Origin of the sequence: Serratia sp. 2723 (assembly GCF_050434425.1) — a bacterium.
In the GTDB taxonomy this organism is placed as follows: Bacteria; Pseudomonadota; Gammaproteobacteria; order Enterobacterales; family Enterobacteriaceae; genus Chania.
The window spans coordinates 1-20,511 of record NZ_JBNDIN010000003.1; the positions used below are offsets into that span (position 1 = coordinate 1).

General features: G+C 53.5%; 19 protein-coding genes and 3 tRNA genes. All 22 read right to left on the reverse strand.

Annotated features, from left to right (window positions below):
* Positions 1–15: 15 nt before the first annotated feature.
* Positions 16–91, reverse strand: a tRNA-Lys gene (locus ABIE29_RS04875).
* Positions 92–277: 186 nt separating this feature from the next.
* A tRNA-Lys gene (locus ABIE29_RS04880) sits at positions 278–353 on the reverse strand.
* An 8-nt stretch (positions 354–361) separates the two neighbouring features.
* A tRNA-Val gene (locus ABIE29_RS04885) sits at positions 362–437 on the reverse strand.
* Positions 438–630: 193 nt separating this feature from the next.
* Positions 631–1,434, reverse strand: coding sequence for a cell division protein CpoB (gene cpoB, locus ABIE29_RS04890; RefSeq protein WP_429617088.1), 804 nt, complete (start codon positions 1,432–1,434; stop codon positions 631–633).
* A 9-nt stretch (positions 1,435–1,443) separates the two neighbouring features.
* On the reverse strand, positions 1,444–1,953 hold the full coding sequence (pal, locus tag ABIE29_RS04895; RefSeq protein WP_021805257.1) for a peptidoglycan-associated lipoprotein Pal: 510 nt from the start codon (positions 1,951–1,953) through the stop codon (positions 1,444–1,446).
* 47 nt (positions 1,954–2,000) lie between these two features.
* Entirely contained in the window at positions 2,001–3,293 is a 1,293-nt protein-coding gene (gene tolB / locus ABIE29_RS04900) for a Tol-Pal system beta propeller repeat protein TolB (protein WP_429617089.1), read from the reverse strand.
* A 133-nt stretch (positions 3,294–3,426) separates the two neighbouring features.
* Positions 3,427–4,560: a cell envelope integrity protein TolA gene (gene tolA / locus ABIE29_RS04905; protein ID WP_429617090.1), complete on the reverse strand. Its 1,134-nt coding sequence runs from the start codon at positions 4,558–4,560 to the stop codon at positions 3,427–3,429.
* A gap of 78 nt (positions 4,561–4,638) precedes the next feature.
* A complete protein-coding gene (tolR, locus tag ABIE29_RS04910; protein ID WP_024529347.1) occupies positions 4,639–5,067 on the reverse strand; it encodes a colicin uptake protein TolR in 429 nt (142 codons plus the stop codon).
* A gap of 16 nt (positions 5,068–5,083) precedes the next feature.
* Positions 5,084–5,767 carry a Tol-Pal system protein TolQ gene (tolQ, locus tag ABIE29_RS04915; protein ID WP_024483139.1) on the reverse strand — a complete coding sequence of 228 codons (684 nt, stop codon included), beginning with the start codon at positions 5,765–5,767 and terminating at the stop codon, positions 5,084–5,086.
* Complete coding sequence (gene ybgC / locus ABIE29_RS04920; protein ID WP_429617091.1) at positions 5,764–6,171, reverse strand: tol-pal system-associated acyl-CoA thioesterase; 408 nt, start codon at positions 6,169–6,171, stop codon at positions 5,764–5,766. Before ybgC ends, tolQ begins: the two co-directional genes overlap by 4 nt.
* A 133-nt stretch (positions 6,172–6,304) precedes the next feature.
* The gene (ybgE, locus tag ABIE29_RS04925; protein ID WP_429617092.1) at positions 6,305–6,601 is read right to left on the reverse strand and encodes a cyd operon protein YbgE; all 297 of its coding nucleotides are present in this window, start codon (positions 6,599–6,601) and stop codon (positions 6,305–6,307) included.
* The gene (cydX, locus tag ABIE29_RS04930) at positions 6,601–6,714 is read right to left on the reverse strand and encodes a cytochrome bd-I oxidase subunit CydX (RefSeq protein ID WP_021805265.1); all 114 of its coding nucleotides are present in this window, start codon (positions 6,712–6,714) and stop codon (positions 6,601–6,603) included. Before cydX ends, ybgE begins: the two co-directional genes overlap by 1 nt.
* Positions 6,715–6,731: 17 nt before the next feature.
* On the reverse strand, positions 6,732–7,871 hold the full coding sequence (gene cydB / locus ABIE29_RS04935) for a cytochrome d ubiquinol oxidase subunit II (RefSeq protein ID WP_429617093.1): 1,140 nt from the start codon (positions 7,869–7,871) through the stop codon (positions 6,732–6,734).
* 15 nt (positions 7,872–7,886) lie between these two features.
* On the reverse strand, positions 7,887–9,455 hold the full coding sequence (cydA, locus tag ABIE29_RS04940; RefSeq protein WP_429617094.1) for a cytochrome ubiquinol oxidase subunit I: 1,569 nt from the start codon (positions 9,453–9,455) through the stop codon (positions 7,887–7,889).
* A gap of 765 nt (positions 9,456–10,220) precedes the next feature.
* Positions 10,221–11,093 carry a succinate--CoA ligase subunit alpha gene (gene sucD / locus ABIE29_RS04945; RefSeq protein ID WP_024483143.1) on the reverse strand — a complete coding sequence of 291 codons (873 nt, stop codon included), beginning with the start codon at positions 11,091–11,093 and terminating at the stop codon, positions 10,221–10,223.
* A complete protein-coding gene (gene sucC / locus ABIE29_RS04950) occupies positions 11,093–12,259 on the reverse strand; it encodes an ADP-forming succinate--CoA ligase subunit beta (RefSeq protein WP_004949756.1) in 1,167 nt (388 codons plus the stop codon). Before sucC ends, sucD begins: the two co-directional genes overlap by 1 nt.
* Before the next feature lie 120 nt (positions 12,260–12,379).
* Complete coding sequence (gene odhB / locus ABIE29_RS04955) at positions 12,380–13,597, reverse strand: 2-oxoglutarate dehydrogenase complex dihydrolipoyllysine-residue succinyltransferase (RefSeq protein ID WP_429617095.1); 1,218 nt, start codon at positions 13,595–13,597, stop codon at positions 12,380–12,382.
* 10 nt (positions 13,598–13,607) lie between these two features.
* Positions 13,608–16,424 carry a 2-oxoglutarate dehydrogenase E1 component gene (gene sucA, locus ABIE29_RS04960; protein WP_024483146.1) on the reverse strand — a complete coding sequence of 939 codons (2,817 nt, stop codon included), beginning with the start codon at positions 16,422–16,424 and terminating at the stop codon, positions 13,608–13,610.
* 257 nt (positions 16,425–16,681) lie between these two features.
* Entirely contained in the window at positions 16,682–17,398 is a 717-nt protein-coding gene (locus ABIE29_RS04965; RefSeq protein ID WP_021805271.1) for a succinate dehydrogenase iron-sulfur subunit, read from the reverse strand.
* Positions 17,399–17,414: 16 nt separating this feature from the next.
* Complete coding sequence (gene sdhA / locus ABIE29_RS04970; protein WP_429617096.1) at positions 17,415–19,181, reverse strand: succinate dehydrogenase flavoprotein subunit; 1,767 nt, start codon at positions 19,179–19,181, stop codon at positions 17,415–17,417.
* Positions 19,182–19,529, reverse strand: coding sequence for a succinate dehydrogenase membrane anchor subunit (gene sdhD, locus ABIE29_RS04975; protein WP_021805273.1), 348 nt, complete (start codon positions 19,527–19,529; stop codon positions 19,182–19,184).
* On the reverse strand, positions 19,523–19,912 hold the full coding sequence (gene sdhC, locus ABIE29_RS04980; protein ID WP_024483149.1) for a succinate dehydrogenase cytochrome b556 subunit: 390 nt from the start codon (positions 19,910–19,912) through the stop codon (positions 19,523–19,525). The genes sdhD and sdhC overlap by 7 nt, the downstream gene beginning before the upstream one ends.
* Positions 19,913–20,511 lie beyond the last annotated feature (599 nt).

Below are 20,511 nucleotides of genomic sequence, written 5' to 3' on the forward strand. Positions count from 1 at the left end.
CAACTCATTAAGAATTGGTGGGTCGTGCAGGATTCGAACCTGCGACCAATTGATTAAAAGTCAACTGCTCTACCAACTGAGCTAACGACCCACTGACGTGGTTTACTTCTTAGTACGATAACAACGAGAAAGAACTCAACTACAATTATTTACCAATTCATCAAGAATTGGTGGGTCGTGCAGGATTAGCGGCCATGCCGTGGTCTCCCTACGGTCGGCTCGAACCTTTGACGGTTCTCATCCTTCACGATTCCAGTTTTACCAACTCATTAAGAATTGGTGGGTCGTGCAGGATTCGAACCTGCGACCAATTGATTAAAAGTCAACTGCTCTACCAACTGAGCTAACGACCCACTGTAAGTGGTGGGTGATGACGGGCTCGAACCGCCGACCCCCTCCGTGTAAAGGAGATGCTCTACCAACTGAGCTAATCACCCACTGTCGTGGTTTACTACTAATTTCCTAGCTGCTTTAACATCTTGCAAGTTGTCTTGGCAACGGCGGCATATATTACTAATTTATCTCAGCAGCGCAACCTAAATTTTGGCGCAATAGGTTCAACTGCTTGTTCTTCACGCGAATGAGCCCAGAATTCGGTCAAATCGACTAACTTCTGGGCTCAGTGTTTACTTACAAACTCGCTTCGCGTTTCTTGGCCTGCTTGGCCGCATCGCTGGTCGGGTACGATTTGATCACCTGCTGGTAAACGGCTTTGGCTTTATCAGCCTGGCCTTTTTCCTGCATGATCACCCCAACTTTATACATTGCGTCCGGCGCCTTGGGTGATTTCGGGTAACTCTTGACCACCACTGCATAATAGTATGCCGCGTCTTCCTTTTTACCCTTGTTGTAGAACAACTGGCCCAGCCAATAGTTGGCGTTAGGCAGGTAAGTAGATTTCGGATACTGCTTTATGAAAGCCTGAAAAGCGGAGATCGCCTGGTCATACTGCTTTTTTTCCAGCGCCAGTGAAACAGCGGCGTTGTAGTCGCTGTTTTCATCGCCCGTACTAGCCGCAGCGGCTGTCGCACCCGCAGGAGCGCTGCCAGCGCCGTCTGAGGACGCCGCGGCGGCTGTACCGCCTGCGACCCCTGCTGCTGCACCAGCGGAATTCTGTGCGCCACCCTGGCTAAGGCTATCCATCTGTTGATAGATCTGTTTCTGGCGTTCAACCACCTGATTCAACTGATACTGACTTTCCTGGATCTGCCCACGGAGCGTATCGATATCGCGTTGGTTGTCAGAGAGTTGTTGCTGGAGTTGGTTCAAAAGCTGGCCCTGAGCATTACTGATACGCTCAAGTGATGTGACACGGTCTTCGACCGAGCCGGAGCCGACATTACTGATTGGCGCTTGGGCAGTAGCGGCCCATGGGACCGCTACGCCAACCAGTAACGCCAGACTCAACAGGTGACGTCTGAAGTTACTGTTCATGCGATTCTCTTAGTAAACCAGAACTGCACGACGGTTTTTAGCATAGGCTGCTTCGTCGTGGCCCAGTACTGCTGGTTTTTCTTTACCGTAAGAAACGATAGAGATCTGGTCAGCAGAAACGCCTTTGCCTTGCAGGTACATTTTAACTGCGTTAGCACGACGCTCACCCAGAGCGATGTTGTATTCTGGCGTGCCGCGCTCATCCGCGTGACCTTCAACAGTCACTTTGTAGGATGGGTTGTTACGCAGGAAAGCAGCATGCGCATCCAGCATCTGAGCGAATTCAGAGCTGACGTCGTATTTGTCCAGGCCGAAGTAAACAATGTTGTTACGCTGCAGTTCTTGCATCTGCAGACGTGCTTGTTCTTCAGAAGACAGGTTGCTGCTGCCATTTTCTGTACCAGTGCCAGCGCCCATACCGGATTGATCGTTATTAGCGCTTTTGTTAGAACTACAAGCTGCTACAGCCAGAACTGGCAGTGCCAGCAGAAGCCCTTTCAGCACTTTGTTCAGTTGCATTTCTTTGATCCTTTTATAGTTTTTGCCATACATATTTTAAACATGCATCACAGATACGGCGACCAGGCAGGGAATTTGACCTGTCCATCGGTTGCCGGAAGACGCGCTTTGAAGCGCCCATCAGTCGATACCAACTGCAGCACGGAGCCCATACCTTGCGTGGAGCTATAGATCACCATGGTGCCGTTTGGTGCGATACTAGGCGTTTCATCCAGGAACGTGTCCGTTAACATTTGAACGGCTCCCGATCCGAGATCTTGTTTGGCGATATGCTGAACCCCATTATTGGAGCTCACCATCACCAGGAATTTACCGTCGAAGCTGACATCAGAGTCCTGATTCTGGGCACCTTCCCAGGTCAGACGCTGTGGTGCGCCGCCGTTGGCGCCAACCTTATAAATCTGTGGGCGACCGCCCTGGTCAGAGGTATAAGCCAGAGATTGACCATCTGGGAACCAGCTCGGTTCGGTGTTGTTGCTACGGCCATCGGTGATCTGGCTGATTTGGCCAGAACCCAGGTTCATCACATACAGGTTCAGACTGCCACTTTTGGACAGCGCGAATGCCAGGCGGCTACCGTCTGGGGAGAAGGCAGGTGCACCATTGTGACGAGGGAAAGAAGCTACCTGACGGATAGCGCCATCAGACAGGTTCTGGATCACCAGCGCTGATTTACCGCTCTCAAAGGTCACGTAGGCCAGTTTGCTGCCATCCGGCGACCAGGCTGGTGACATCAGTGGCTCTGGTGAACGATGCACTGGAACCTGATTATAGCCGTCATAATCCGATACGCGCAGTTCATACGGGAATTTCCCGCCGTTGGTCTGCACCACGTAAGCGATGCGGGTACGGAATGCGCCCTTGATACCGGTCAGCTTCTCAAATACGCCATCGCTGGCGGTATGAGCCGCATAGCGCAGCCACTGTTTGGTCACTTTAAACTGGTTTTGTGCCAATACTGTACCAGGTGAACCTGAAGTATCGACCAGTTGGTAGGAAACCAGGTAGCTGCCGTCGGCACCAGGCTGAACCTGGCCAACTACTACGGCGTCGATGCCCAGCGCAGTCCAGGCCGCCGGCGTCACTTCAGACGCGGTGGTTGGCTGCTGCGGCATACGTGCCACATCAATTGGGTTGAATTTGCCACTGTTACGTAGATCTGCGCCAACGATCTGGCCAACATCCTCTGGAGGCGTACCTGGACCCGCCCATTTAAATGGCACCACGCCAATCGGGCGAGCGGAGTCGACCCCTTGGGTGATTTCAATGCGAACTTCCGCATGCAGCACGGATGCCCACAGAACTAAAAGACCTAACGCTACTCGAAATGCCTGCTTCATCTCATCTCCCTTATCCAGGCGGTATGCCTGCGATAATTTAGCAGAATTTTAACAAACCAACGCCAACAACACTACATATTCCCTGTTGGTTACCTTGGTACATCCATGCGTTTAACTCGGTTTAAGACAATCATTATTGAGGCTTAAATGTAAGAGGAGCATTCTTAAATGCCTCATACACCGCCTGGCTAGGTGGCTTTGGAATACGAGCCTGCTTAGCTGCCGCCAATGCGGCCTGACACAAGGCAGGATCCCCACCTTCAGCCTTAACATCAATCAACAAGCCATCCGGTGCCAATTTAATCCGTAAATCGCAGGTTCTTCCTTTGTAAAGATCGGCATCGTAAAACTTGCTCTGTATTGCGGCAGTAATCTGCCCCAGGTAACCATTAATCTCGGCACCGCTTGCCCCTGCCGTTTTGGCATTCCCCTGCCCTGCCGGTTTGCCGTCACCTTTAGCCTTGGCACCACCACCTTTCGGCGCGTTTTTACCATCGGCCAAGCTACCGAATAAATCATCTACATCAGCAGACTGTTTGGCGGCTTCAGCGGCCTTCTTCTTGGCATCTGCGGCTTTCTTGGCGGCGGCAGCCTTTTCGGCAGCGGCGGCTTTTTTCGCTTCCTCTGCTGCTGCTTTTTTCTCAGCGTCTGCAGCGGCCTTCTTCTCTGCGGCAGCGGCGGCCTCTTTCTTAGCCTCTTCCGCCTGCTTTTTAGCGGCGGCGGCGGCAGCTTCTTTCTTGGCTTCCGCTTCGGCTTTCTTCTGCGCGTCTGCCTGCGCCTTGGCTATTTTATCCGCCTCGGCTTTAGCTTTCGCCGCAGCGGCTTCTGCCGCTTTCTGCTGCTCAGCGGCCTGCTGTTGCTGCTCGGCAGCTTTCTTCTGCTGTTCGGCCTGTGCCTTGGCGTCCTGCGCGGCTTTTTCCTGCGCGGCCAAACGCTCTTGTTCCAGTTCTTTCAGGCGCTGCTGTTCCGCCGCCTGCTTCTGCTGCAGCTCTTCAGCCTGCTGCTCCGCCTTCTTCTGGCGCTGCTTTTCTGCTCGCTGTGCATCGCTGCTCTGTTGCTGCTGGCGATTGTACTGCTCTACCACCGCCCCTGGATCGACCATCACGGCCCCGACCACGGAACCATCACCGCCGCCGCCTGCACTACTCATTTCAGTATTTTCGTACAGCGAACCCCAAATCAACAGGGCAATCAATAGAATGTGCAGAACCACCGAAACAATCACGGAGCGGTTCAGCTTATCATTTTGCTCAGTTGCCTTTACCAAAATAGAATCCCAAAAACTGCTGCTTAAACGGGGTTCCTGCGCCACAGTGCAGGAACCGGGTTGCCACTGACCTTATGGTTAGATTGGCTGGGTCATCAACCCTACGGAAGCGACACCCGCCTGATGCAGAATATTCAATGCCTTGATAATCTCATCGTACGGTACTTCCTTGGCCCCACCGATCAAAAACACCGTCTTCGGATTAGCTGCCAGACGCGACTTGGCTTCGGCCGCCACCTGTTCAGGCGGCAACAGCTCCATACGGTTGTGATCAACCACCAGGGTGTACTGACCTACGCCGGAAACTTCCAGGATCACCGGTGGATTATCGTCGCTGGACACCGTTTTAGAATCGGTGGCATCAGGCAAATCAACTTCAACGCTTTGGGTGATGATGGGCGCGGTTGCCATAAAGATCAGCAACAGCACCAATAAGACGTCCAGCAGCGGAACAATGTTGATTTCCGACTTCAGCTCACGCTTGTTACGACCACGAACTTTCGCCATGCTACCCTCCTACTTCTTATTTGCTGTCGCTGGAGAAGGCCTGACGATGCAGAATAGCGGTGAACTCTTCCATAAAGTTGTCGTAATTCTGCTCAAGCTTGTTAACGCGCTGGTTTAGGCGGTTATAGGCCATAACGGCAGGGATCGCGGCAAACAGACCGATGGCCGTGGCGATCAAGGCTTCGGCGATACCCGGTGCAACCATCTGTAAAGTGGCTTGTTTTACCGCACCGAGGGCGATAAAGGCGTGCATAATCCCCCACACGGTACCAAACAGGCCGATATACGGGCTGATGGAACCCACGGTGCCGAGGAAAGGAATATGGTTTTCCAACGTTTCCAGCTCGCGATTCATCGAAATACGCATCGCACGCGTTGCCCCTTCGATCACCGACTCTGGCGCATGGCTGTTAGCACGATGCAAACGGGCAAACTCTTTGAAACCGGAGTGGAAAATCTGCTCTGAGCCAGTCAGGCTATCGCGACGCGCCTGACTTTCCTGATACAGACGGGAAAGCTCGATACCCGACCAGAATTTATCTTCGAAAGCTTCGGCGTCACGAGTAGCCGCATTGAGGATACGGGTACGCTGGATGATAATCGCCCAAGAAGCCACTGAAAAGCATATCAAAATCAGCATGATAAACTTGACCAGCAGGCTCGCCTTCAAGAATAGATCCAGGATGTTCATGTCAGTCACTGCTTAAACTCCGCGACAATAGACTTAGGAAGCGCTATCGATTTCATTTGCTGGGGATCAATGCATGCAATCAATACATCGGCCTGACTCAAAAGAGTACCGTCAGAATTAACAATGCGTTGAGCAAACGTAAGAGAAGCCCCGCGTATTGAGGTGATTTTGCTCTGCACTTCCAGCAGGTCGTCAAGACGAGCTGGTAACAGATAATCCACCGTCATACGCCGGACAGCGAAAGCGACATGTTCTTCACAGAGCAGCTGCTGTTGATGAATGTTATGTTGACGCAGCATCTCGGTGCGCGCTCTTTCATAAAAAGCGACATAATGGGCATGGTAGACCACACCACCGGCATCGGTATCTTCAAAGTAAACACGAACCGGCCATCGAAATAACTTATTACTCACGAGACTTCCAAACTAAGGCAATTGAACGAATGTTACTATACGCAAGACGAATCGGGTTGGGAATGGGTTACTGAATGGGAATGAAAATAATTATGGGCCTGAACGGCCCATAACACGGGGGATGAGCAATAGATTATAAAGAAACGTAAAGTAATCCTGCGGCGAGGATCACAATTGCAGGTAATGGCGCGAAAAATGCACGCCAAAACGTGCTCTGAGGCCGGAAGCCGACACCGTGAACGATGCCCGCACATACCGCCCAGATCAGCAAGATGCCCTGCCATATCTCTAACGAGCTGGTACGTGCTGCAAAACGGCTAGGATCCCAAAAGACACATCCCGCCAAAATCACCGCCAGCACCAATGAAAGGGCCCGAACAGGACCCTTGTCGGTGATAGCGTACAGCTTATCCGCCAGTGACGAACCCATCACTTACCGTCTTGCTGCGCTTTTGAATCTTCACTGTGCTCAAGCGCCAGCGCCGTGATGATACCGAAGGCACAGGCAAGAAGCGTTCCGAGGATCCAGGCAAAATACCACATGGTTTAGCTCCTTTTGCTTAGTACAGTGAATGCTTATTTTTTTCGATGAAGTTCTTATCCAGGCGACCAAACATTTTGTAGTACGCCCAAGCGGTGTACGCCAGAACGATTGGCACGAAGATAATGGCAACAACGGTCATCACCTGCAGCGTGAACAGGCTGGAAGTCGCATCCCACATAGTCAGGCTGACGTTAGGCACAGTGCTTGATGGCATAACGAATGGGAACATGGTTACCCCAGCCGTCAGGATCACACAGGCAATCGTCAGTGATGAACTCAGGAACGCCATCGCAGCTTTGTCCAAACGGGCAAACAGGATAGTGAACAGTGGCAGAACCACGCCCAACGCCGGCAGTGCCCACAGGATTGGATACTTGTTGAAGTTAATCAACCAGGCACCCGCCTGATGAGCGACTTCTTTACGCAGTGGGTTGGATTCCGCTGCCGTATCCAGTGCTGAGGTGATCACGAAACCGTCGATACCTTTCACCAGCCAGATACCCGCCAACAGGAAGCATACGCCCATCACCAGCGCAGAAATCTGCGCCGCTGCGCGTGAGCGCAGATGAATCTCGGCAGTGGTACGCATCTGCAGGTAGGTTGCCCCCTGGGTCACCAGCATGGTCAGGCTGACAATACCGGCCAGCAAACCAAACGGGTTCAACAGTTGGAAGAAGTTACCGGTATAGAACAGACGCAGATATTCGTCGATGTGGAACGGCACGCCCTGTAACAGGTTACCGAACGCCACGCCAAACACCACCGCAGGCACGAAGCTACCGATAAAGATGCCCCAGTCCCACATGTTACGCCAGTTGCTGTTTTCCAGCTTCGAGCGGTAGTCAAAACCGACCGGGCGGAAGAACAAGGAGGCCAACACCAGGATCATGGCCACATAGAAACCAGAGAACGCGGCGGCATAGACCATCGGCCAGGCGGCGAACAATGCGCCACCCGCAGTGATCAGCCACACCTGGTTACCATCCCAGTGCGGGGCAATGGCGTTGATCATGACCCGGCGCTCGGTATCGGTTTTACCGATAATGCGCATCAGAATACCGACACCCATATCGAAACCATCGGTGACGGCGAAACCGATCAGCAGAATGCCAACCAGGAGCCACCAGATAAATCGCAGTACTTCGTAATCAAACATATCTTGGACTCCTGTTTAGCGCGCTTCCTGCACGGCGGCAGTCGGTTGTTCAAAGTGGTAGCGGCCAGTTTTCAGGCTGCTTGGACCCAGACGTGCAAACTTGAACATCAGGTACATTTCAGCCACCAGGAACAGGGTGTACAAGCCGCATATCAGCCCCATCGAGAACAGAATGTCGCCTGCGGTCAGCGAAGAAGTGGCGACTGCAGTTGGCAGCACCTCACCTATCGCCCACGGCTGACGGCCATACTCCGCCACGAACCAGCCCGCTTCAACGGCAATCCAAGGTAATGGCAGGCCGAACAACGCAGCACGAAGCAGCCATTTCTTCTGACCGATACGACCACGTACCACGCTCAGGAATGACAGACCGATAATACACAGCATCAGCACACCACAGGCCACCATGATACGGAAGGCGAAGTACAGTGGAGCAACGCGCGGGATAGAATCTTTGGTTGCCTGCTGGATCTGCGCTTCCGTCGCGTCGGTGACGTTTTCGGTATAGCGTTTGAGCAGCATGCCGTAGCCCAGATCCTGTTTGGTATCGTTGAATGCCGTACGTACCGCCGGATCGGTATTACCGCCACGCAGTTCTTCCAGCAGTTGGTAAGCCTTCATACCGTTACGGATACGTACCTGGTGCTGTGCCATCAGATCGCGCAGGCCGATAACCGGAGTGTCGATGGAACGGGTAGCAATCAGGCCGAGCGCCCAAGGGATCTGAATCGCGAAGGAGTTCTCCATTTTCTCCTGGTTCGGAATACCGAACAGGGTAAATGCGGCCGGAGCCGGTTGAGTTTCCCATTCGGCTTCAATGGCAGCCAGTTTGGTTTTTTGCACGTCCCCCATTTCGTAACCGGATTCATCACCCAGCACGATAACGGAAAGGATCGCAGCCATACCAAAGCTGGCAGCAATGGCGAACGAACGCTTGGCAAAAGCGATGTCACGCCCTTTCAGCAGATAGTAAGAGCTGATACCCAGTACGAACATCGCACCGGTGGTGTAGCCCGAGGCCACGGTGTGAACAAACTTCACCTGTGCAACCGGGTTGAAGACCAGTTCGGAGAAGCTGAGCATCTCCATACGCATGGTTTCAAAGTTGAAGTCGGAGGCGATTGGGTTTTGCATCCAGCCGTTGGCGACCAGGATCCACAACGCAGACAGGTTTGAGCCGAGAGCAACAAACCAGGTGACCGTCATGTGCTGGATCTTGCTCAGACGATCCCAACCGAAGAAGAACAGACCGACCAGCGTCGATTCCAGGAAGAACGCCATCAGACCTTCGATAGCCAGCGGGGCCCCGAAGATATCACCGACGTAATGTGAGAAATACGACCAGTTGGTCCCGAACTGGAACTCCATGGTCAACCCGGTGGCCACCCCCAGAGCAAAGTTGATTGCAAATAACTTGCCCCAGAATTTGGTCATATCTTTATAAATTTGTTTGCCGGACAGCACATATACCGTTTCCATAATTGCCAGCAAAAACGCCATACCCAGCGTTAATGGGACAAATAGGAAGTGATACATCGCCGTTAAAGCAAACTGTAAGCGCGACAGTTCGACAATATCAAACATCTTGACTCCTTGCTCCTCGCAGGAAGACTCCGACTTGCGGTTATCGGTATTACTCCCGAAAGAGTAGCCGGTAACGCCCCGCAGTGAATGCCCTTAAACACAACAAAATTTGATCCAGCCTCTCCGCTTTCAACCGTACGTTCAGTGCCAGACCACGAGGGACGGGAGCAAAACGCACCAATGAAAACCGACAGCGGGTAACAAATGCAACAAGATCAACCATCCATAATTACACAATGGCATGATACTCGCCAAAGCCCACACAATAAATAGGTATTTGCGTGATGCAGGTTGGACTTTTGGCTACAGGTCAAAAATCAGCCTAAATAGATATCCAGGCCTATATTGATCTAAAACAATTTAAGCCTATCTGCCTATTATTGCTAGGCTCATTACGCATTTTGCTGTAATTTCCCAGCACCCATGTTAAGCAATGGTTTAATTGTTTTTTATTGGTATCCTTGTGTTAAATAAATGTAATTTAAAACACCCCCAATTGTATTACTTCAGCATTGCCATTCGATAGATATTAACTTTTTATTTTCAATGACGATTGCAATGAGTTAACTCACAAATCTGCTTTTTGCTAAGTAATCATAGACCATGTTGCGAGGTTGATCCCAGAACCTGCAAAAACCTAGGGGTCAGTTGGCAACTTGCGCAGCATTCTCTTGAAAAATTCGCCGATATGTCAGCTGGTTGCGTAAAAAAGGCCGCCCAAAGGGCGGCCAAACATGTCGAGATATTATTATTTGCTATAGGGTACTAACGATTCAGGATCGCCTTCACTGCGTCACCGATATCAGCCAGGCTGCGTACGGTTTTCACCCCTGCCGCTTCCAGAGCCGCGAACTTCTCATCCGCAGTCCCTTTGCCGCCGGCAATGATGGCACCAGCATGGCCCATACGTTTGCCTTTAGGCGCGGTAACACCGGCGATATACCCCACCACTGGCTTGGTGACGTGCTCTTTGATATAAGCTGCCGCTTCTTCTTCCGCGCTGCCGCCAATCTCACCGATCATCACGATGGCCTCGGTCTGCGGATCTTCCTGGAACAACTTCAGAATATCGATAAAGTTGGAACCCGGGATCGGGTCACCACCGATACCGACGCAGGTTGACTGCCCCAGACCGGCGTCAGTGGTTTGTTTTACCGCTTCATAGGTCAGAGTACCTGAACGGGAAACGATGCCCACTTTGCCTGGCAGATGGATATGGCCAGGCATGATACCGATCTTGCATTCGCCCGGGGTGATTACACCTGGGCAGTTCGGGCCGATCATGCGCACACCGGCTTCATCCAGCTTCACTTTCACGGTCAGCATATCCAGGGTTGGGATGCCTTCGGTGATGGTGATGATCAGTTTGATGCCTGCATCGATAGCTTCCAGAATGGAATCTTTGCAGAATGGCGCTGGCACGTAGATAACAGACGCGGTAGCGCCCGTTGCTTCAACGGCTTCACGCACGGTGTTGAATACTGGCAGACCCAGATGCTGAGTACCGCCCTTGCCTGGCGTCACGCCACCGACCATTTTGGTGCCGTAAGCGATAGCTTGTTCGGAGTGGAAGGTACCCTGGCTACCGGTGAAACCCTGGCAGATTACTTTGGTGTTCTTATCGATTAAAATGGACATTATTTACCCTCCACTGCCGCAACAACTTGCTGAGCCGCATCAGTCAGGCTGGTCGCAGCAATGATATTCAAACCGCTGTCCGCCAGTTTCTTGGCGCCCAGTTCGGCGTTGTTCCCTTCCAGGCGCACGACGACCGGGACGTTAACGCCCACTTCGGCTACCGCGCCAATGATACCGTCAGCGATCAGATCGCAACGCACGATGCCACCGAAGATATTCACCAGCACCGCTTTCACCTTGTCGTCAGACAGGATGATTTTGAAGGCTTCGGTCACGCGCTCTTTGGTTGCGCCACCGCCCACATCCAGGAAGTTGGCTGGTTCGCCACCGTGCAGTTTCACGATGTCCATGGTACCCATCGCCAGACCGGCACCGTTCACCATGCAGCCGATGTTACCGTCGAGGGCAACATAGTTCAGTTCCCACTGGGCAGCACGGGATTCACGCTCATCTTCCTGAGAAGGGTCACGCATTTCACGCAGTTCGGACTGGCGGAACAGAGCGTTGCCATCGGCACCCAGCTTACCATCCAGGCAGATCAGATCGCCCTGCTTGGTCACTACCAGCGGGTTGATCTCAACCATCGCCAGGTCACGCTCCAGGAACAGCGTTGCCAGACCCATAAAGATTTTGGCGAACTGGCCGACTTGCTTACCGGTCAGGCCCAGTTTGAACGCCAGCTCACGCCCCTGGTAAGGCTGTGGGCCTGCCAGTGGGTCGATGGTCATTTTGTGGATCAGTTCCGGAGTCTCCTCCGCCACTTTCTCGATTTCAACGCCGCCTTCGGTGGAAGCCATAAACACGACGCGACGGCTGGCACGGTCAACTACCGCCCCCAGATACAGCTCTTTATCGATGTCGGTGGCCGCTTCTACCAGGATCTGGTGAACCGGTTGACCCAACGCATCGGTCTGGTAGGTCACCAGGCGTTTACCCAGCCAGGCTTCGGCAAAAGCACGGATATCTTCTTTACTGTTAACGACTTTAACGCCACCAGCTTTACCACGGCCGCCAGCATGAACCTGACATTTTACCACCCACGGGCCGGAGCCGATTTTAGATGCGGCTTCTTCTGCTTCACGCGGAGTGGTACAGGCGTAACCGGTTGGTGCTGGCATGCCATACCGAGCAAACAGCTGTTTTGCCTGATATTCGTGTAAATTCATGATGTTCTATCCATTCAGGTCTGAGAGTTTCAGCCGGGTCACTTTCGCGGTATCCCGCCATGACTTGTCGGCCACATAGCACAGGGTGTGGGCGCGGCAAAAACCGCGCCCTTGCAGGGATTAAACGTCCAGCAGCAGACGAGCCGGATCTTCCAGCATGTCTTTCACCGTCACCAGATAACTCACCGACTCTTTGCCATCGATCAGACGATGATCGTAAGACAGAGCCAGATACATCATCGGCTGGATCACGACCTGACCATTGACCGCCATTGGGCGATCCTTGATGGCGTGCATACCCAGGATGGCGCTCTGCGGTGGGTTGATGATCGGGGTAGACATCAATGAACCGAAGACGCCGCCGTTGGTAATGGTGAAGTTACCGCCGGTCAGCTCTTCCACGGTCAATTTGCCGTCACGGCCTTTGATCGCCAGCTCTTTGATTTTCTTCTCGATGTCCGCCATGCTCATGGAGTCTACGTCACGCAGTACTGGCGTTACCAGGCCGCGTGGAGTCGATACCGCGATGCTGATATCGAAGTAGTTGTGGTAAACCACGTCGCTACCGTCGATAGAGGCGTTCACTTCCGGGAAGCGTTTCAGCGCTTCGACTACCGCTTTGATGTAGAAGGACATAAAGCCCAGACGTACACCGTGGCGTTTTTCGAAGGCTTCGCCGTATTGCTTGCGCAGATCCATGATCGGCTGCATGTTGATTTCGTTGAAGGTGGTCAGCATCGCGGTGCTGTTCTTTGCTTCCAACAGGCGCTCGGCCACGCGTTTACGCAGGCGGGTCATAGGAACACGTTTTTCGCTACGGCCACCCAAGGCTGGCTGAGGTGCCGCCGCTGGGGCAGCAGCAGCCGGTGCCGCTTTCTTGCTGGCAGCCAGGTGCGCTTCTACGTCTTCACGCGTGATACGGCCACCTACGCCGCTGCCTTTGATGGCGGCAGCATCGAGATCGTGTTCGGCAATCAGGCGGCGGATCGCCGGGCTGAGTGCGTCGTTGTTCTCTTCTTCCAGGCTGGCGGTTGCACGCTGTGCCGGGGTGGACTCAACGCTCTGAACTTTCGCTTCGGTCGGCTTGCCAGAGCTATCACCCTGACGAATACGCCCGAGAAGCTGACGTGAAGTCACAGTTGCGCCTTCATCTTCCAGGATCGCTTCCAGTACACCGGCTTCACTGGCTGGCACTTCCAATACTACTTTGTCGGTTTCAATTTCAACCAGCACTTCGTCACGCTGAACGGTGTCACCCGGTTTTTTATGCCAGGTGGCGACGGTCGCATCGGCAACGGATTCAGGGAGGTCAGGAACCAGAATATCTACGCTACTCATTTGCTTTCCTTTAAATTTTTTCTTCAATATTCAGCGCATCATTCACCAGAGCCTGCTGCTGCTTCTGGTGTACGGACATATAACCCACCGCCGGAGAGGCAGAGGCTGGACGTCCTGCGTAACGTAAAGAGGCCCCAAACGGGATCACTTCACGGAAATTGTGTTGGCTGCAATACCAGGCGCCCTGGTTCAGCGGCTCTTCCTGACACCAGACGAAATCATGCACGTGGGCATACTGTTCCAATACCGCCTGAACGGCCTGATGCGGGAACGGATACAACTGCTCGATACGTACGATGGCCACGTCTTTCTGGTCGTTCTTGCGGCGTTGTTCCAGCAGATCGTAATAAACCTTACCAGAACACAGCACCACGCGTTTTACCGCTTTGGCATCCAGCTCGTCAATTTCGCCGATGGCTGGTTGGAAGGTGCCGTTTGCCAGTTCTTCCAGTGAAGAGACTGCCAGCGGATGACGCAGCAAGGACTTCGGTGACATCACCACCAACGGACGGCGCATACCACGCAACGCCTGACGGCGCAGCATATGATAGACCTGTGCCGGAGTGGACGGGATGCACACCTGCATGTTCTGTTCTGCACACAGCTGCAGGTAACGTTCCAGACGCGCAGAGGAGTGCTCTGGGCCCTGGCCTTCGTAACCGTGCGGCAGCAGCATCACCAGGCCACACATACGGCCCCATTTCTGCTCACCGGAACTGATGAACTGGTCGATCACTACCTGAGCACCGTTGGCAAAGTCACCAAACTGCGCTTCCCAGATAGTCAAGGTGCGCGGCTCTGCGGTGGCATAGCCATATTCGAATGCCAGAACGGCTTCTTCAGACAGCACCGAGTCCCAGACTTTGAATTCGCCCTGGCCGCTGTGGATGTTGGCCAGCGGGACATAGACAGAACCATTTTTCTGGTTGTGCACCACCGCATGACGGTGGAAGAAGGTGCCACGGCCAGCATCTTCACCGGAAATACGGATCGGGATGCCTTCATCCGCCATGGTGGCGTAAGCCAGCGTTTCCGCCGCGCCCCAGTCGAACGGTTTGTTGCCTGCGGCCATCTCGGCACGATCGCCGTAGATTTTCGCCACGCGCGACTGCATTTCGATCGCTTCCGGTACGCTGCTGATGCGGCGAGCCAGTTCCTGCAGGCGCTTCATCTCAACCTTGCTTGGGTACTCTTCGTCCCATTCATGGTTCAGATATGGCGACCAGGTAAAGGAGTGCAGGTTCATCGGACGCCACTCTTCAACCACACAGTCACCGCGGTCGAGAGCATCGCGATACAGGTTGACCATTTCCGTGGCATCTTCCAGGCTGGCAACCTTCTGTTCGGTCAGCACGTCAGCGTAGAGTTTGCGTGGCGTTGGGTGTTTCTTGATCTTCTGGTACATCACCGGCTGGGTAGCACTTGGCTCATCGGCCTCGTTATGCCCATGGCGACGGTAGCAGACCAGATCGATCATCACGTCACGTTTAAAGGTGTTACGGAAATCCAACGCCAGGCGGGTGACAAAGGCCACCGCTTCCGGATCATCGGCATTCACGTGGAAGATCGGTGCCTGCACCATCTTGGCGATATCGGTACAGTATTGGGTGGAACGCGCATCCAACGGGTTGGAGGTAGTAAAACCAACCTGGTTGTTGATGACGATACGCACCGTGCCGCCCACTTCATAACCGCGAGCCTGCGACATGTTCAGGGTTTCCTGAACCACGCCCTGCCCGGTGATTGCCGCGTCACCGTGAATGGTGATTGGCAGCACCATGTTGCTGCGCGCTTCGTCCAGACGGTCGCGGCGGGCACGTACAGAACCCATGACAACCGGGCTGACGATTTCCAGGTGCGACGGGTTAAACGCCAGCGCCAGGTGAACCATGCCGCCTTCGGTTTCCACGTCGGAAGAGAAGCCCTGGTGATACTTCACGTCACCGGTGCCCAGGTGTTCTTTATGCTTGCCGGCAAACTCGTCGAACAGGTCGGCCGGTTTTTTACCCAGCACGTTGATCAACACGTTCAGACGGCCACGGTGGGCCATACCCAGCACCACTTCACGCGTGCCGTTTTTGCCCGCGTGACGCACCATTTCTTTCAGCATCGGCACCAACGCGTCGCCACCTTCCAGCGAGAAGCGTTTGGCCCCAGGGAATTTGGCACCCAGGTAACGCTCCAGCCCTTCGGCCGCCGTCAGTTCGCTCAGGAAACGGCGTTTCTCATCGGTGGTGAAGCTGGCACGCCCCGCTACCGATTCAATGCGCTGCTGGATCCAGCGTTTCTCTTCGGTGTTGGTGATGTGCATATACTCGGCACCGATCGAACCGCAGTAGGTCTGCTTCAGCGCCGCATACAGATCGCTCAGCTTCATGGTTTCTTTGCCGATGGCAAAAGAACCCACGTTGAAGGTTTCCTGGAAATCGGCTTCGGTCAGGTTGTGATACGCCGGATCGAGATCGGGCACGCGCTCCTGTTTCCACAGATCCAACGGGTCGAGGTTGGCGTGCTGGTGCCCACGGAAGCGGAAGGCGTTGATCAGCTGCAATACCTTGACCTGCTTGGCATCGGTTTCAGGGTCGTTGATGGTGGTGTTATAACGAGCGGAATCTTTCGCCAGGCGGCGGAAGTAATCTCGCGTTTGGGAGTGGAGCTGATCGGGTTTGACACCCGCAGTTGGTAGTTGCTGGAAAATGGAACGCCAACTATCTTCAACGGAGCTCGGATCGGTTAAAAAGTCTTCATAGAGCTGCTCTATGTAGGACTGGTTCGCGCCCGCCAGATAGGAGGAATCCAGCCAGGCCTTCATTGCGCCGTTCTGCATTTTGATCCCTTAAGCTTTAAAGCTTCAGTTTTCGCCGTGGTTAACATAATTACCGTAATGGTACGCTTAACGGTTCACTAGACGTGCTTATACCTAAGTGCACGTTCTGTTTTGGACCTTGCGGCCCCTTACAAGGAACCTCTAAAAACCGGCGGGACAAACCTGATTGCCTGTAACCACAATCACGGGTCAGTTTTTAGAGATCCCCTCTTGATGAGGTGCGCCGGTAAAGGCACCGGCGCAACATCTCGTTCTGTTTATGCGCCGCGTTGCAGCAGCATAGACTTGATATGACCAATTGCACGGGTCGGATTCAAGCCCTTAGGACATACACTGACACAATTCATAATGCTATGGCAGCGGAAAACACTGAAAGCGTCGTTCAGATCATCCAATCGTGCTTCAGTTTCCGTATCACGGCTGTCGATCAGGAAGCGGTACGCCGCCAACAGACCGGCCGGGCCAACAAACTTGTCAGGATTCCACCAGAACGATGGGCAAGAGGTGGAGCAACAGGCACAGAGAATACATTCGTACAATCCATCCAGTTTTTCCCGCTGATCCGGCGTTTGCAGGTGCTCACGCGCCGGAGGATTCTTGCCATCATTAATCAGGAACGGCTTGATTTTTTCATACTGGGTATAGAACTGCCCCATATCCACCACCAGATCGCGCACCACCGGTAATCCCGGCAGTGGGCGGATCACAATCTTGTTGTTGCCTTTACGCAACGACGAGACCGGGGTGATACAGGCCAGACCGTTTTTACCGTTCATGTTGATGCCGTCTGAACCGCACACGCCTTCACGGCAAGAACGGCGGAACGACAAGGTCGGGTCCTTTTCTTTCAGCTGGATCAACGCATCCAGCAGCATCATGTCACGGCCTTCTTCCGCTTCCAGGCTGTAGTCCTGCATATGCGGGGCGCTATCGACATCCGGATTGTAGCGATAGATAGAGAATTCAAGTTTCATCAATCGAGCTCCGCAATTAGTAGGAACGCACTTTCGGCGGGAATGCCGCGCGCAGCTTCGGTTGCATGTTCACTTCACGACGCGTCATGCTTTCCGATTGCGGCAGATACAGCGAATGGCACAGCCAGTTGGCATCGTCACGCTCCGGGAAGTCGAAGCGGCTATGCGCGCCACGGCTCTCTGTACGGAAGTTGGCCGACACGGCGGTGGAATACGCGGTCTCCATCAGGTTATCCAACTCCAGGCATTCGATGCGCTGGGTGTTGAATTCGCTGGAGGTATCATCCAGGCGTGCGTTCTTCAGACGTTCACGGATCACTTTCAACTCTTCCAACCCTTTCGCCATCGCATCACCTTCGCGGAACACCGAGAAGTTATGCTGCATACAGGATTGCAGTGCCTTACGGATCTCCACCGGATCTTCTCCAGAACGGGTGTTGTTCCAACGGTTCAGACGATCCAGCGAAGCTTCGACGTCCGATTCGCTGGCGTCGCGGCTATCGCCCTGCTCTGCCAGTGACTCTTGCAGGTGCATACCGGCAGAACGACCAAACACCACCAGATCCAGCAGCGAGTTGCCGCCCAGACGGTTGGCGCCGTGTACCGATACGCAGGCAATTTCGCCTACCGCGAACAGGCCCGGGATCACCACGTCTTCGCCTTTCTCGTTCACGGTCAGCGCCTGGCCGGTCACTTTGGTCGGAATACCGCCCATCATATAGTGGCAGGTAGGAATGACCGGGATCGGCTCTTTCACCGGATCGACGTGAGCGAAAGTACGGGACAGTTCCAGAATACCCGGCAGACGCGACTCCAGCACTTCTTTGCCCAGGTGATCCAGTTTCAGCTTGGCATGTGGACCCCAAGGACCGTCACAGCCGCGACCTTCACGGATCTCAATCATGATCGAACGCGCCACTACGTCACGGCCCGCCAGATCTTTGGCATTTGGCGCATAACGTTCCATGAAACGTTCGCCATGTTTGTTCAGCAGGTAACCACCTTCACCGCGACAACCTTCGGTGACCAACACGCCAGCCCCGGCAATACCGGTTGGGTGGAACTGCCACATTTCCATGTCCTGCACCGGTACACCGGCACGCAGCGCCATACCGACACCATCACCGGTATTGATGTGGGCGTTGGTGGTGGATTGGTAAATACGGCCAGCCCCACCGGTAGCCAGAATGGTTGCCTTGGCCTTGAAGTACACCACTTCACCGGTTTCGATACAGATAGCGGTGGTGCCGACTACCGCACCATCCTGGTTTTTCACCAGATCCAGCGCATACCACTCGGAGAAGATGGTGGTGTGGTTTTTCAGGTTCTGCTGATAAAGGGTGTGCAACAACGCGTGGCCGGTACGGTCTGCCGCCGCTGCGGTACGGGCCGCCTGCTCGCCACCGAAGTTCAGTGACTGGCCGCCAAACGGGCGTTGATAAATGCGGCCATCATCCAGACGGGAGAACGGCAGGCCCATGTGCTCCAGCTCCAGAATCGCTTCCGGGCCGGTTTTACACATATATTCAATGGCGTCCTGGTCACCGATATAGTCGGAACCCTTCACCGTATCGTACATATGCCATTCCCAGTTATCTTCGTGGTTATTGCCCAGAGCTACGGTAATGCCGCCCTGTGCAGACACGGTATGGGAACGGGTTGGGAATACTTTGGAAAGCAGGGCACAGGTTGAGCCCGCCTGGGAAATCTGCAGCGCCGCGCGCATACCTGCGCCACCAGCACCGATAACAACTGCATCAAACTCTCTGACCGGCAGTTTCATTTAAGCACCCCACACTACGATTGTTCCGTACAGTAAATAGACCAGCAACGTGACGACAATCGCCAGTTGCAGCACCAGGCGTAACGCCAGTGGCTTGATATAGTCCGTCAGCACCTGCCACATTCCAACCCAGGCGTGAACCAGGATCGACAGCAATGTCAGCAAGGTGAATACCTTCGTAATGGAGGTGGCGAAGAAGCCGCGCCAGATTTCATAGGTAATGTCCGGAGCCGTAACCACGAAGCCCAGGATATAGAGAACATACAGGGTGATGACGATAGCGGAAGCACGCAGTAACAACCAGTCGTGTACGCCGTTACGTCCTAATGCAGAAACGTTGCTTACCATACGAGGACTCCAGCCAGAATTGACAGCACGACGGTCAAACCGAACGCCACCTGGGCAGAACGGGTACCTGCGGCTAAACTCTCTTCGATATAGCCAAAATCCATTAACAAGTGACGAATGCCACCGCAAATGTGATAGGCCAACGCGGTGAGGATCCCCCAGAAAATGAATTTCACGAAGAAGCTATTCATGATGGCGGCAGCGTGCAGGAAGCCCTCTTGAGAAGAGAGAGAGATACCCAGCAGCCAGAGGAGAATGCCCACGGCAACGAAAGTAATTACGCCAGAGACTCGGTGTAAGATGGACGCTATCGCAGTTACAGGAAACCGGATCGTTTGCAGATCCAGGTTGACAGGTCTTTGTTTTTTCACGGTTTTGCCCACACAGCTCTTATTATTTTCCTTCCTCCGGGCCTGGGTGGGGATCAGACAGCGTCAAGAGTTTTCACTCTTACACCTCACGCGCTCAAACATTGACATCCTAGTGCTTAAACGGCGCGTAGCAATAACGCTGGGTGCTCCTACTTCAGGGTAATCCGGAGACCTGGCGGCAGTATAGGAGGTTCACATTCTTATTACAATTCCCATACAATCCCTTTGGTCACATTTCCCCAAAACAGTGATTTAGATCACGATTATTACATTTAGCGCTAAATTAATTATCTGATTTGACAAGAGATCAACATTTCCATTACAAATAGGGTAGCAATCAACCCTATGATGCACTAGCGGTCACCGGATACACTTCCCCCTACGCGCAAGTTATGCAACAGTGTATGTGGTTAAAATTCCAAACTATCGTAGGTTAATGATTAAAAGAAAATAACGAATCCCGATGAATCGTTAACGGCTGCTAATCCGTCTTGTTCGCCTGGTTCGCCCTCTGTCCCCTACCGGCGCAAATGCGCTGTCGCTCACAGAGTTAGCGTTTACTCGACTTTAATACGGGTAACCTGCGGAGATTTAAGGTATTTCAGTTGTTA

What these genes read in the sequence shown, in the direction of transcription:
- cpoB (WP_429617088.1), bottom strand. Translation starts at nt 1,434, where the DNA reads ATGAACAGTAACTTCAGACGTCACCTGTTGAGTCTGGCGTTACTGGTT.
- pal (WP_021805257.1), bottom strand. Translation starts at nt 1,953, where the DNA reads ATGCAACTGAACAAAGTGCTGAAAGGGCTTCTGCTGGCACTGCCAGTT.
- tolB (WP_429617089.1), bottom strand. Translation starts at nt 3,293, where the DNA reads ATGAAGCAGGCATTTCGAGTAGCGTTAGGTCTTTTAGTTCTGTGGGCA.
- tolR (WP_024529347.1), bottom strand. Translation starts at nt 5,067, where the DNA reads ATGGCGAAAGTTCGTGGTCGTAACAAGCGTGAGCTGAAGTCGGAAATC.
- ybgE (WP_429617092.1), bottom strand. Translation starts at nt 6,601, where the DNA reads ATGGGTTCGTCACTGGCGGATAAGCTGTACGCTATCACCGACAAGGGT.
- cydX (WP_021805265.1), bottom strand. Translation starts at nt 6,714, where the DNA reads ATGTGGTATTTTGCCTGGATCCTCGGAACGCTTCTTGCCTGTGCCTTC.
- cydB (WP_429617093.1), bottom strand. Translation starts at nt 7,871, where the DNA reads ATGTTTGATTACGAAGTACTGCGATTTATCTGGTGGCTCCTGGTTGGC.
- cydA (WP_429617094.1), bottom strand. Translation starts at nt 9,455, where the DNA reads ATGTTTGATATTGTCGAACTGTCGCGCTTACAGTTTGCTTTAACGGCG.
- sucD (WP_024483143.1), bottom strand. Translation starts at nt 11,093, where the DNA reads ATGTCCATTTTAATCGATAAGAACACCAAAGTAATCTGCCAGGGTTTC.
- sucC (WP_004949756.1), bottom strand. Translation starts at nt 12,259, where the DNA reads ATGAATTTACACGAATATCAGGCAAAACAGCTGTTTGCTCGGTATGGC.
- odhB (WP_429617095.1), bottom strand. Translation starts at nt 13,597, where the DNA reads ATGAGTAGCGTAGATATTCTGGTTCCTGACCTCCCTGAATCCGTTGCC.
- sucA (WP_024483146.1), bottom strand. Translation starts at nt 16,424, where the DNA reads ATGCAGAACGGCGCAATGAAGGCCTGGCTGGATTCCTCCTATCTGGCG.
- ABIE29_RS04965 (WP_021805271.1), bottom strand. Translation starts at nt 17,398, where the DNA reads ATGAAACTTGAATTCTCTATCTATCGCTACAATCCGGATGTCGATAGC.
- sdhA (WP_429617096.1), bottom strand. Translation starts at nt 19,181, where the DNA reads ATGAAACTGCCGGTCAGAGAGTTTGATGCAGTTGTTATCGGTGCTGGT.
- sdhD (WP_021805273.1), bottom strand. Translation starts at nt 19,529, where the DNA reads ATGGTAAGCAACGTTTCTGCATTAGGACGTAACGGCGTACACGACTGG.